Here is an 11,652-nt window from a genome sequence, read left to right as displayed (position 1 = left end):
CTCAATGCCAAACCAAAAGCCGCTCAATATACATCCGAAACGCATTTTAGTAATAACCTTGCGTTACTTGGGCGACACTTTACTGGTTACCCCGCTGATCGGCGCTTTGAAACAAGCCTATACGGATGCCGAAATCGACGTATTGCTGCCCGCCGCCAACGCCGGCATGCTGGAAGGCAACCCGGATATCCGCCAATTGATCCGACTGCCGAGCAAACCTAGCCTGAGCCAATTCGTAAAACTGCTGTTCAGCATCCGCCGCAACTATGATTTGGCGATCTCCACCCAAGCCGGCGACCGCCCGACCTTGATCGCGCGTGCCGCGGGCAAGACGGCGCTAGGTTTTGTGCCGGACGAAGCAGGTAAAGCTTGGTGGAAAAATCTGTTGCTGGACCGAACGCTGGTATTCGGCGCCGATTACGATCATGCCGTATTGGAAAACCTGCGCTTCTGCAGGGTGTTGAACATCGAACCCAGCTACCGGTTAACCCCGCCGCGCAGTTCAAAGCCAATGCCGCATCCGCCAACAAAACCTTACGTCGTACTGCACACTATGCCGCAGTGGCGTTATAAGCAATGGCACCGCGACGGTTGGCTTAGCCTAATGGAATTTTTGAATCGGTCAGGCTATCAGGTGGTACTGACCGGTAGCGGACAACCGGCCGAATTGGAAAGCTTGCGTGAACTGCAACAACACTTGGCCTTCCCTGTAACCAATATGGCCGGCCAACTGTCCCTGGCTCAGTTGGCGGAATTGATCGCGCAAGCGGCGCTGTTTATCGGGCCGGATACCGGTATCACCCATCTCGCTACCGCCACCGGCACCCAAACCATCGCTTTATACGGTCCGACCGACCCGAAAAAATGGGCACCGTGGCCATATGGCTATGCCGGACCAACCAGCCCGTTTTTCAAGGTTGGCAGCAAACGCATCGCTAACGTTTACTTGTTGCAGGGATTTTCCGAGCGCAACTGCGTCCCATGCCAACTGGAGGGGTGCGACCGCCACCGCAATAGCCACAGCGAATGCCTGGACCGGCTGCCGGCAGATAAAGTCATCGACACCGTTGCCGAGGCTTTGAAGCAAAACCGCCCGAGCATATAAGACGCCAGACGCTGCCGTTTGGCCTCCATTTACCGTACCAATCGGATAAACTTTATTCACAACCATGTAAAGTTTGATTGTAACAATCGACCCTACAGATAATCACAGTGACCAGATTCAATAAAATATTAGTCGTATGCCCGGCAGGTGCCGTGACCGGCGGACCTGAAGCTTTGCACCAGTTGGTCGATCACATGAACCAGCTTGGCTTGCCGGCGTACATTACTTATTTGCCGTTCGACCAGGCGGCAAGCACACCGGAGCCCTACCTGCGATATACGGCCCCGGTAGCCAATTACGAAGATGCGGCCGGCAACCTGATTATTTTTCCGGAGGTTTATCCGCAATTAGCCGATAAAGTACGCTATGCCAAAGCGGCAATCTGGTGGTTGTCCCTGGAAAACTTTCTGGAACGGCGCCATATCTGGCCACTACACGATAAGGTGCGTTATATCAAACGCGTATTTCAAGGACGACGGCCACTAAGGGGGGCAAAATCCTTGAAGCATATGATCCATTTCTCGCAAACCCAACACGCAACCGAATATCTCAATCAGTGCGGCATCGAACCGATACCGTTGATCGACTCCATCAACGAAGATTTTTTGAACGATAACCATCTGGCGTACGCCAGCACCAAACGGGACATCATCCTGTACAACCCGAATAAAGGTAAGAAGGTAACGGATAAATTGATTGCGGCGAATCCGCAATGGCAATTCGTCCCACTCAAAGGACTTGACCGCGAGCAATTGTCACAACAGTTGTATGCGGCGAAACTCTACATCGACTTCGGTCACCATCCGGGCCGAGACCGGATGCCGAGGGAAGCGGCTATGCACGGCTGCTGCCTGATCACCGGCCTCCTAGGATCGGCCGGTAACGATGTCGACCTGCCAATCCCCAGGCACTATAAATTGGATAGCTCTGAAGCCGGATTCGTCGCGGAATTTTCAAAATTGGCCGCAGACATATTGGCCGATTTTACAACTCATAACCGCAACTTCGACAGCTATCGCGCATACTTAAAAAGCGAACCCAATATTTTTCGAAAGCAAATAGCCGACTATTTTTTAGAGAAACAAAAATAACCTTCCAGCCGGCCCGATATTGCGGATACCGAGTTTAGTACTATAAGTATGGGCCACACCGAACCAAATTCACCAAATTCTGACTCAGCAGAACAATAACAAAAGGCCAGGTCTTGGATAATATATACAGCGTAATGCAAAAACCAATGCGAAAAATCGATATAACTCGCAACCAGTTTATCGAAAATCCCATGCTATCTTGGTTTGATTGGCCGGTTATCGTATTAACCGCCAGCAGCATCATTGCTTATTTATCGGTCCGAAGCTGGACCAATATTACAGTTTTCCTATTGTTAATCCCTGCGCTTGTTTTTTTTAAGAAGGCATGGAACGGCGCCAGCAGCGAAAAACATATAAACTCGATATTGCCGTTCGTTGTCGTTATGACATTACCGATGCTGGCAATATTCATCAGCCAAACATTAAGACAAGAATGGGCACTTAAACCCTACGACGGCCCGTTCCGGATATTGCTTTGCATTCCGGTATTGTTCTATTTTTTACATATAAAACTTAACTTTTCCAAAATCGTTACTCTTTCAGCGCCAATCGCATTGTTCATTTTGATTCCGGTCGTTTATTCTCACCCGGAGGTATTGGAACGCTGGATCGGCAGATTCGCCACGCCGGCTGTAGACCCCACCGAATTCGGTACCTATACCTTGGTTTTGACAGCCTTTTGTTTGTTCAGCATAGAAACCCAAGCCGATAAACTTAGCCTCAAACTCTTGGTGTACCAAATTGCCGGAGCCCTGGCCGGCATTTATCTGCTTCTGGGTTCCGGCACACGCGGCAGCTGGATTGCAATACCGCCTTTACTGGTTTTATGGGTGGTTTTAAACCGGAAGAATTTACCGCGTAAAACTCTGTGTTATCTGGGGTTGTTGACCATTACCGGGTTCGCCGTTGTTTGTTTATTAAAGCCTTACACTCTCGACAGAATATTCAGTGGCATTTACGAATTAAGCTCCTGGCTCAACGGCAGCAACACCGAAACCTCAACCGGCTTGCGACTGACGATGTGGCAAATAACCTGGGAGCTCTTCAAACATAATCCCTTAAAAGGATATGGCGACCACAATTTTCAAGCGTATCTTCATGCGCCTTGGATAGGAGCGTTTGCCAGCAACGAAGCGACCGAGACCATGCTTTATAACGGTCCACATAACGAACTACTGGCAAATTTAGTGCGCTCGGGAGTGATGGGCGGGATTTCCGTAGTGGCTTTATTCTTGGTTCCTCTTACAATTTTCTGGCGAAACAGACACATGGAAAAGTCAAAATTTGCCAGCCACTTAGGCTTGGCGTACGTCGGCAGCCTGATTTTATGCAGTATCAGCAGCGAAGTGCTGACCTTTAAATACACCAGTTCCTTTTACGGCCTGATCATCGCCGGAATTTCGGCGCAAATCATATCGGCCCAAACCCAAACCCCGCGCGATTAACATCTGCCCGCTCCCTATCATTCGAACGCATGAAACCCGATAAATACGCCATCACTTTCGCCTGCTACAACCAAATCGACTATACACGCCAATGCATCGACAGCATGGTCAGACACGGCTTGGATCTAAAACGCTTGGTGATCGTGGATAACGGGTCCAGCGACGGCACGTGCGATTATCTGAGCACACTGGATCTCGGCGGATTGATCCTGAACAAATCCAACCTCGGCTGCGGTGTGGCCTGGAACCAGGGCGCCCTGGCGCTCCAGGCGGAATGGACCGTAGTGATGAATAACGATGTGCTGGTCAGCGCCAATTGGCTGGAAAACCTGATCGAAACCGCCGAGCAAAATCGGCTGAAAATCATTTCACCGGCATTGGTGGAAGGCAAGCTGGATTACGACTTCGACGAGTTTGCCGGCCATGCCTCGCTAAAAATGGTCAATGCGCTACGTCTGAGCGGAAAACATGCCGTCTGTTTGGCAATCCACGATTCGGTCTGGCGCGAAATCGGCTATTTTCAACCGGTACCCAAATTACTCGGCTACGAAGATACTCTGTTTTTCCACGAGGCCGAGAAAGCCGGCATTGCTTGTGCGATCACCGGCGCATCCTGGCTACACCATTACGGGTCGGTAACCCAAACCGCAATGAAGCAGGAACGGGGCTTATCCGACAAACAAGGCTTGGGCAACCGCTACAATTACCGTCTGCTGCAGCAAAGCTGGCTGGAACGGAAATTAGGGAAAATGGCCCGTATCCGCCAAGCCAATCAATGGCGTGACAGCGAGCTGGCGCAATTCGGCATGACCATGCATGGCATTCGGCTCAACGGCGACTTTAACTGGCAATAGCGTGGCATTGACCAAAATTCGCTACCAAGCCTTAGACCTTAGCTCAAAGCACCATCAATAGATTTTTACGGCCACGTTATGACAGAAACATCCGCCAATCACGTTCAAACCGGGCCTCGTTCGAAGCTGAGCGTCTACATCATCGCCTATAACGAGGCCGACAAAATCGCCGCCGCGGTGCAGAGTGTGCTGTGGGCGGACGAAGTGCTGGTGCTTGACTCGAACAGCACCGACAGCACTGCGACAATAGCCGCCGACTTGGGTGCAACCGTGCAACAAATCCCGTTCACAACCTTCGGTAAGTTGCGTAACGACGCAATTGCCGCCTGCAGCCACGACTGGGTGTTCAGCCTGGACGCCGACGAACGCTGCACGCCGGAGGCAAGGGCCGAAATCGAGCGCCTGTTATCCGCTCCCGAGGCAGATGCTTACTATGTACCGCGCCGCAACTGGTTCATGGGCCGCTGGATCGAGCATTGCGGCTGGTATCCGGATTATCGGCAACCGCAGTTGTTCCGCAAGCAAGCCATGGTTTTCGACGATCATGCCGAAGTTCACGAAGGCTTCACGGTAAACGGCAATATTGGCTATTTCAATTCGGCGATCATCCAGGTGCCGTTTCTGAATCTGGAACAACTAATACACAAGATGCAGCGCTATTCGACACTAGGGGCACGCAAATTGGAACGTGCGGGTAAACACCCGACTATGACGACGGCTCTGTTGCACGGCTTATGGGCGTTCTTTCGAATTTACGTCTTAAAACTCGGCTTTCTCGACGGCTGGGCCGGATTCGTCTTGGCACTGGGCAATTTCGAGGGCACCTTTTACCGCTACGCAAAAGCAGCTACCGCGACAATGAATTGGACGCCTGACGAGCGATAAACCAAGCCATGTCGCAAGCCCCGCAATTGATTTCCGTCATCGTCACCACCTACAACCGGCCTCCTGCTTTGCTTGCTTGTTTGCGCAGCCTGCAAGACCAATTGGATAGAAATTTCGAAGTCCTAGTCGCGGATGATGGGTCTGGCGAAGCCACCAGCCAGCTAATCGAGCGGGAAGGTAAGGCCAGCCCGATACCGATCCGCCACATCTGGCATGAAGACAAGGGCTTCCGCGCCGGCACCATTCGCAATAAGGCGGCGGCTAATGCCAACGGCGACTATCTAATATTTATGGACGGCGATTGCATCGCCTTTCCGAGTTTTATCGCACGACACCGGCTGCTGGCCGAAACCGGGTATTTCGTGCCCGGCAACCGATTGCTCATCAACGCCCAGGGTACCGAAGATGCCTTGAACGGCAACGCGGCGTTACACCTCAAGCCATTGGTCTTTTTCATCGGCTTGTGGCTCAAACGGCAACTAAACCGCTTGCTACCCTTGATCAACCTAACGTTTCACACTTGGCGTTACCTCAATCCCTACGGTTGGGAAAAAGCCATGACCTGCAACCTTGCGCTGTGGAAATCCGATTTTCTGGCCGTTAACGGTTTCGATGAAAAGTTCGAAGGGTGGGGATATGAAGATTCCGATTTGGTGATTCGCTTGATTCACTTCGGCTGCAAACGCAAGGAGGGCCGCTTTGCCGTGCCGGTGCTACACCTTTGGCATCCCTACAACGACAGAAGCCAGCACGACCAAAATTATCGGCGGCTGTTGGAACGAGTTGCCGATCCGCGAATCATTCTTGCCGAACGCGGCGTCAGGCAACATTTGGAAGAAATAAACGATAGCCGTTAACGCTTACTACCACCGTGCAGGCGCATCAACAACAAAGCCTCATCTCGGGTCAGGCCGCAATCTCTGACTAATTCGTCTATCTCGGCCCCACGGCGAATTTTTTGGATGACATCTTCGTACCCTTGAGCTGAAGCAGGCTCATCCTGGACGGAATGGTGCTGATACGGCGCAGCAGGAGCCGGTCTGTTCACTCGATCCGCAATCGTGTCAAGCCGATTGTCGTTGGCCGCCAACCTACGGTCTACCGCGACGGCAGCCGAACACAACCCCGCCAGATCCTCGTTGCTGCGCTGCAAACGCTCTTGCAAAAGCTTGAGCTCCTGCTCCAGCCGTTTTTGGTTACCGATCAGGCGCAGTAACACGGCCAAGGTAACCAACACGCTTGCCGCCAAACCCCAAACTAAGTAATCGGTCATTACACTATTTCGTCTATGTGCTCGGCGGGACCTTGGTTCGCATCGTTTTGGCCGCGCTCTGCCTTTGCGCGCGGCGGCCGTTTATCCGGGTTACGCTTGTCGCGCGGCTCTCGTTCCACTTTCAAGGGCGCAGTTACCGGCGGATAAGCTGTTATCGGCGCGATCTCTGTCATAAAGCCCTCCCACCCTATTCAGCCGGTAGCTTCCTACTAAAACATATCCAACTCAGCCTTCTCGTCGTCACTGAGGAATTTGTTCAAATCCACCAAGATCAACAGCTGGTTATCGCGACTAGTCACGCCTTGAATATACTTTGAGCTTTCTTCGTTACCGACGTTAGGGGCGGTTTCGATTTCCGATGCGCGCATCTCTACCACTTCGGCCACGCTGTCCACCAAGATACCGATAATATGCCGATCAGTTTCGATAATCACCACCCGGGAGGCATCGTCAGTCTCTTTCGACGGCAAACCGAACCGGTTGCGGGTATCGATCACGGTAACCACGTTGCCGCGCAAATTGATAATTCCCAGAACGTAGGAAGGAGCACCCGGTACCGGCGCAATCTCGGTAATCCGCAATACCTCCTGAACCTGCATCACATTGATACCGTACTTTTCATCGCCCAGACAAAAAGTCACCCATTGCATCACTGGATCGCCTTGTTTTCTATCTTCACTCATCTTGTTCATCCAAAGGCAGTTAAATTATTTTCGATGTGGCACCAATTGTTTAACATCGACAATTGCTGTCAGTTCGTCTATTACCGTACCGATTAACCACGGCTTTTTTTGCCTGGCCGTGCGCCAACGAACACCGTCCGGCTTGACTCTACCGATAGACAATATTTCGTCGCAGATCAAACCCCATCTCTTGTCCTGCGTAATCAAGATGCGGCTAGCGGGAGAATCTTCGAAATTTCGCATCCTGGCGCGGCTTTTACCGAAGATTAACTGGCTGGTATCCAACACGCCGATCCGGCTGTCGTGTTCGTCGACCAACCCCAGGAACCAGGAAGGCTGGCCGGGAATTTGGCTGGGCCTGCGATCGATTTTGATCGTTCGAGCCAATTCAACCAGTGGAGTAGCCAATATCAGCTGGTCGACTTTGAAAAACAACGCTTGAAACTCGTACTGCGACCAATCCGGCATTACCGACAACGCTTGAAGTTTAGCCGGATTTTCAGTGGCGACAAGCGTGGTGCTAGGTCGAACCTTTCGCGTCGGAACCACTTTTTCCAATGGCCGCACCACCGGCTGCGGCAGCGTCGCCCCGGCAAGTGGTTTGGAAGACGGCGTTGCGACGATTACCGGTTTTTCTGTGGGCTTAGCTAGCGCCTCAAGCTCAAAATTTTCGTCCGCATCGGGTACGTCGTCGAGTAGAGTCTGCAGATATACGTCAAGCGCAAGTTGCTGTTTGACGATACTGGGAGGAGATTTTTGCTTCATGAACGCGGCGCCAAGGTTTTGTCTCCACTTTTCTCAAGCAATAACAATTCCAACAATTCGGTATAGGCTTCGGCTGCCCGCGCATTTTTATCCAACAGCGGCAGCGGCGCCCCCGCTTGGCTGGCATCCCTGACCTTGGTGTCCACTGGGATCACCGACCGCCAAGCATTTTCCGGATATTGCTGGTACAACGCTGCCAAGCTATCGCGGGCGGCCTTGGTCCGCTTATCGAACATGGTCGGCACAATGGTGAACTTGGGCGGAGTTTTACGCGAGTGAAACACCATTTTGATGGTATGCACCATCCGATCCAAACCTTTAAGCGCCAAAAATTCGGCCAACACCGGAATCACCAGATGGTCGCAAGCCGCCAAGGCGTTGATCATCAGCACACCCAACATCGGCGGGCTGTCGATAATTACGTAATCGTAGCGGTCGTCCATTTTGTGTAGTGCGGTCGAAACGACCAAGCCCATTCCGCCGATCGCCGCTACCTGCCGATCCAATGTCGCGATCGCCGTAGCGGCCGGCAACACGTCGATACCGTCGAAGCGGGTCTTGGCGACATACACCTGGGGATCGATATTCTTCTTCTTTTCGCTGGCATCGAGAAACAGATTGTAAACGCCCAACTCGACTTCTTCGGGGTTGATCCCGAAATAACTACTCAAGGAGCCGTGCGGGTCTAAATCCACCAGTAAAGTCCGGAACCCCCAGGAGGATAGCAAGCCTCCCAGCGTCACCACGGTAGTCGTTTTGCCGACGCCGCCTTTTTGATTGGAAACAGACCAGATCTTCATAATTGTGGTACCGGTGCCGCCGGTGCGCTTTCGGTAATGGGCTCGGGAGTTGGCGATGACGAGTCCGACTGCGGCGCCAAATTCAATGCTCTGGCTCGCTCGTCGTCCGACATGCCATAACGGGCAAAGGCTTGCGACATCAAAACCAACACCACCCGACGATTCTTGAACCGCCCGTCTTCATCTTTGTTATCGGCAATAGGATGGAATTCTCCATAGCCGACCGCCGATAAACGCGTGGCCGGGATATTATTTTTCACCAACTCCTTAACCACACTGGTGGCGCGCGCCGAGGACAGGTCCCAATTCGACGGATATATTCCACTGGAAATCGGCACATTGTCGGTGTAGCCCTCAACGTTTATGACATTTGGCACGTCGCGCACGACTTCCGCCACCTTGGCCAGCACCGGAAGTGCTTTACTCGATAATTCAGCCTTACCGCTGGCGAAGAGCAATTCGCTATTCATCTCCAGCTCGACCCAAAAATCGTGCTTTTTAATACCAACCAGTTTGCTCTCGACGTAAGGCTGCAAAGCCCCCTGAAATTGTTCGGAAACCTCGCTCAACCGCTGCTTTTCCTGCAATATTTCTTCGCTGAGTTCGCGCTCTTCTGCGGTGGCCAGATTTGGCAGCTCGATCGGCTGGATCGCGGTGGGAATGGTGCCGATTTGGATCGGCTCCGCTTCCTTCTCAACTTTCTCGTTGTGAAATAATGCCTGATCCAACGATTCGGAAAATGTCTCGTATTTGCCTTTGTTGACTGACGAAATCGAATACATCACGACGAAAAACGCAAACAACAAGGTGACAAAATCGGCGTACGACACCATCCAGCGGTCATGGTTGTCGGTCGGTAGCGAAGATTTAACGCGTTTGCGCCGGCTCATTCCCAATTCCCTACTTTTCTATCAAGAACCCGGATAACTTCAGCTCGATGTTGCGCGGGTTTTCGCCTTCGGCAATCGAAGAAATCCCCTCGATCACCATCTCTCGCGCTTGGGAGACCTCGAAAATCAGACTTTTCAGCTTATTGGAGATCGGAATGAACAGCAAATTGGCTAGGCCGACGCCGTATATCGTCGCCACAAATGCGGTGGCGATGCCGCTGCCCAATAACTCGGGTTTGGCTAAATTCTGCATCACGTGTATCAAGCCGATTACCGCGCCGATAATGCCGATGGTCGGCGCGTAGCCGCCCATGGCCTCGAATACGCGGGCGGCCTGATTATCCAAGTGCTCCTTGGTCGTTAACTCCACTTCCAAACAATCGCGAATCACTTCCGGCTCGTTGCCGTCTACCAAAAGTTGCAGGCCTTTTTTGGCGAAGGTGTCTTTTTCGCTATCGATGACGGCTTCCAAACCGAGCAAGCCCTCTTTTCTGGCCAGAGTGCTCCAACGCACGATCTTATCGATCTGTTTTTTCAACTGCAGATTTTGCGGCATAAAAATCCAAGCCAAAATGCGCATGCTGCGCAGAAACACCTTGGGCGGAAATTGCAGCAAGGTCGCCCCCAAAGTCCCGCCCACCACGATGACGAAGGCGTGAAAATTGACCAGGGCACCGATCTCGCCGCCGCCCATCAGATTGCCGCCGATTATCGCGGCAAACCCGATCAAAACCCCCAGAACGCTAAGAATATCCATCAGTGCAATTTGTTAAATTGGTTCGCAATCTCGTCCAGTGAATAAACATGATCGGCCAGCCCGGCTTCGGCAATCGCTTTCGGCATGCCGTAAATCGTGCTGCTGGCTTCGTCCTGCGCCCAAATCTGCGCACCGTGCTGGCGCAATTTCATCGCGCCGAGTTTGCCGTCAGCCCCCATGCCGGTCAGCACCACAGCTAACACCCGGCCATTGAAGTTATCGGCCAACGAGCTAAATGTGATATCGACACTGGGGCTGTAGATTTCGCCGGATTGTTTGGGCCGCAAGGTTATTTGGCGGGAGCCCGGCGTTTGTTTGAGTTGCATTTGTGCGGCGCCGGGACTTAACAGCGCCAGTCCGGGTTGTAGCATATCGCCGTCCTGAGCCTCTCTGACTTCGATGTTGCATAGCGAGTTCAGTCGCTCGGCAAAGCTCTTAGTGAAGTTGGGCGGCATGTGCTGCACCAGCAGGATCGGCAACGAGCAGTCAGCCGGAATCCGACTCAACACATATTGCATAGCCACCGGCCCTCCGGTCGAAGCGGCGACGGCCAACAGATCGACTTTGCCGTGTCCGGCTGGCGTCGGTTTGGCCGCCAACCCAAAATCTTTGCCGGCAACCGGCGTGCGGGTCCCGGTCAGGAAACCGCTGTCTCTGCTGATGCCGGTCTCACCGTTCGTTTTAGCAGAATTCAGTTTCACTCCCTGTCCCGCGACCATTCTGACCCGGTACCGCAACAGGTAGCGGGCGGTTTCCCGGTTGGCATCGATGTCCTCCAATTGCTTGGGTAGAAAATCAATGGCGCCGGCGCTAAGCGCATCCAGCGTCGCCTTGGCACCAACCTGAGTCATAGCCGAAAACATCAGAATCGGCACCGGCCGGGTACTCATGATGCGCTTGACGGCGGAAATACCGTCCATCACCGGCATATCCACATCCATGGTAATAACATCCGGCTGTAGCGCTGCCGCCATATCGACCGCTTGCCGCCCGTCGTGGGCCACGCCCACTACTTTGAATTCTTGGTCTTCTTCCAGAATTTCGGTGATTCTGTGGCAGATGAAATGGGAATCATCGACTACCAATACCCGAATGGCCATATCG

At 52.7% G+C, this 11,652-nt stretch carries 14 protein-coding genes; 6 read left to right on the top strand and 8 right to left on the bottom strand.

Translation table 11 applies throughout. The features are described from left to right. Positions 1-4 precede the first annotated feature (4 nt). The 6 genes from ACH518_RS07365 to ACH518_RS07340 all read left to right on the top strand — a co-directional run bounded on the left by ACH518_RS07365 (position 5) and on the right by ACH518_RS07340 (position 6,237). Positions 5-1,105, top strand: coding sequence for a glycosyltransferase family 9 protein (locus ACH518_RS07365; protein ID WP_445372432.1), 1,101 nt, complete (start codon positions 5-7; stop codon positions 1,103-1,105). A gap of 152 nt (positions 1,106-1,257) precedes the next feature. Next, positions 1,258-2,196, top strand: a complete 939-nt coding sequence (locus tag ACH518_RS07360; protein ID WP_445372431.1) for a hypothetical protein — start codon at positions 1,258-1,260, stop codon at positions 2,194-2,196. 146 nt (positions 2,197-2,342) lie between these two features. Beyond that, on the top strand, positions 2,343-3,641 hold the full coding sequence (locus tag ACH518_RS07355) for an O-antigen ligase family protein (RefSeq protein WP_445372430.1): 1,299 nt from the start codon (positions 2,343-2,345) through the stop codon (positions 3,639-3,641). 29 nt (positions 3,642-3,670) lie between these two features. Further along, positions 3,671-4,495 carry a glycosyltransferase family 2 protein gene (locus ACH518_RS07350; RefSeq protein ID WP_445372429.1) on the top strand — a complete coding sequence of 275 codons (825 nt, stop codon included), beginning with the start codon at positions 3,671-3,673 and terminating at the stop codon, positions 4,493-4,495. A gap of 78 nt (positions 4,496-4,573) precedes the next feature. Then, the gene (locus ACH518_RS07345) at positions 4,574-5,380 is read left to right on the top strand and encodes a glycosyltransferase family 2 protein (RefSeq protein WP_445372428.1); all 807 of its coding nucleotides are present in this window, start codon (positions 4,574-4,576) and stop codon (positions 5,378-5,380) included. Positions 5,381-5,388: 8 nt separating this feature from the next. After that, positions 5,389-6,237 carry a glycosyltransferase family 2 protein gene (locus ACH518_RS07340; RefSeq protein ID WP_445372427.1) on the top strand — a complete coding sequence of 283 codons (849 nt, stop codon included), beginning with the start codon at positions 5,389-5,391 and terminating at the stop codon, positions 6,235-6,237. Here the strand turns inward: ACH518_RS07340 and ACH518_RS07335 are convergent. From ACH518_RS07335 to ACH518_RS07300, 8 genes are read right to left on the bottom strand one after another with little or no spacing between them, the layout of a single operon-like run. Further along, positions 6,234-6,653: a DUF2802 domain-containing protein gene (locus ACH518_RS07335; RefSeq protein ID WP_140913634.1), complete on the bottom strand. Its 420-nt coding sequence runs from the start codon at positions 6,651-6,653 to the stop codon at positions 6,234-6,236. The genes ACH518_RS07340 and ACH518_RS07335 overlap by 4 nt on opposite strands. Further along, entirely contained in the window at positions 6,653-6,826 is a 174-nt protein-coding gene (locus tag ACH518_RS07330) for a hypothetical protein (RefSeq protein WP_445372426.1), read from the bottom strand. Before ACH518_RS07330 ends, ACH518_RS07335 begins: the two co-directional genes overlap by 1 nt. A 36-nt stretch (positions 6,827-6,862) precedes the next feature. Continuing rightward, the gene (locus ACH518_RS07325) at positions 6,863-7,336 is read right to left on the bottom strand and encodes a chemotaxis protein CheW (RefSeq protein ID WP_054760137.1); all 474 of its coding nucleotides are present in this window, start codon (positions 7,334-7,336) and stop codon (positions 6,863-6,865) included. 24 nt (positions 7,337-7,360) lie between these two features. Continuing rightward, positions 7,361-8,101, bottom strand: a complete 741-nt coding sequence (locus tag ACH518_RS07320; RefSeq protein ID WP_445372425.1) for a chemotaxis protein CheW — start codon at positions 8,099-8,101, stop codon at positions 7,361-7,363. Further along, a complete protein-coding gene (locus ACH518_RS07315) occupies positions 8,098-8,901 on the bottom strand; it encodes a ParA family protein (protein WP_445372424.1) in 804 nt (267 codons plus the stop codon). Before ACH518_RS07315 ends, ACH518_RS07320 begins: the two co-directional genes overlap by 4 nt. Further along, a complete protein-coding gene (gene motD / locus ACH518_RS07310) occupies positions 8,898-9,791 on the bottom strand; it encodes a flagellar motor protein MotD (RefSeq protein ID WP_445372423.1) in 894 nt (297 codons plus the stop codon). The genes ACH518_RS07315 and motD overlap by 4 nt, the downstream gene beginning before the upstream one ends. Positions 9,792-9,801: 10 nt before the next feature. Next, positions 9,802-10,548 (bottom strand): flagellar motor protein, encoded by a 747-nt coding sequence (locus tag ACH518_RS07305; RefSeq protein WP_140913629.1) that lies wholly within the window; start codon positions 10,546-10,548, stop codon positions 9,802-9,804. Further along, on the bottom strand, positions 10,548-11,648 hold the full coding sequence (locus ACH518_RS07300; RefSeq protein ID WP_445372422.1) for a protein-glutamate methylesterase/protein-glutamine glutaminase: 1,101 nt from the start codon (positions 11,646-11,648) through the stop codon (positions 10,548-10,550). Before ACH518_RS07300 ends, ACH518_RS07305 begins: the two co-directional genes overlap by 1 nt. Between the last annotated feature and the right edge of the window lie 4 nt (positions 11,649-11,652).

It is taken from the genome of Methylomonas sp. HW2-6 (assembly GCF_052474525.1).
The sequence above is the reverse complement of the archived record's forward strand: the minus strand, read 5'-3'. Positions and strand labels throughout refer to the sequence as shown.

Bases quoted from the DNA above. Each gene is read 5' to 3' on its own strand.
- ACH518_RS07365 (WP_445372432.1), top strand. From the start codon at position 5: ATGCCAAACCAAAAGCCGCTCAATATACATCCGAAACGCATTTTAGTA.
- ACH518_RS07355 (WP_445372430.1), top strand. From the start codon at position 2,343: ATGCGAAAAATCGATATAACTCGCAACCAGTTTATCGAAAATCCCATG.
- ACH518_RS07350 (WP_445372429.1), top strand. From the start codon at position 3,671: ATGAAACCCGATAAATACGCCATCACTTTCGCCTGCTACAACCAAATC.
- ACH518_RS07345 (WP_445372428.1), top strand. From the start codon at position 4,574: ATGACAGAAACATCCGCCAATCACGTTCAAACCGGGCCTCGTTCGAAG.
- ACH518_RS07340 (WP_445372427.1), top strand. From the start codon at position 5,389: ATGTCGCAAGCCCCGCAATTGATTTCCGTCATCGTCACCACCTACAAC.
- ACH518_RS07335 (WP_140913634.1), bottom strand. From the start codon at position 6,653: ATGACCGATTACTTAGTTTGGGGTTTGGCGGCAAGCGTGTTGGTTACC.
- ACH518_RS07330 (WP_445372426.1), bottom strand. From the start codon at position 6,826: ATGACAGAGATCGCGCCGATAACAGCTTATCCGCCGGTAACTGCGCCC.
- ACH518_RS07325 (WP_054760137.1), bottom strand. From the start codon at position 7,336: ATGAGTGAAGATAGAAAACAAGGCGATCCAGTGATGCAATGGGTGACT.
- ACH518_RS07320 (WP_445372425.1), bottom strand. From the start codon at position 8,101: ATGAAGCAAAAATCTCCTCCCAGTATCGTCAAACAGCAACTTGCGCTT.
- ACH518_RS07315 (WP_445372424.1), bottom strand. From the start codon at position 8,901: ATGAAGATCTGGTCTGTTTCCAATCAAAAAGGCGGCGTCGGCAAAACG.
- motD (WP_445372423.1), bottom strand. From the start codon at position 9,791: ATGAGCCGGCGCAAACGCGTTAAATCTTCGCTACCGACCGACAACCAT.
- ACH518_RS07305 (WP_140913629.1), bottom strand. From the start codon at position 10,548: ATGGATATTCTTAGCGTTCTGGGGGTTTTGATCGGGTTTGCCGCGATA.
- ACH518_RS07300 (WP_445372422.1), bottom strand. From the start codon at position 11,648: ATGGCCATTCGGGTATTGGTAGTCGATGATTCCCATTTCATCTGCCAC.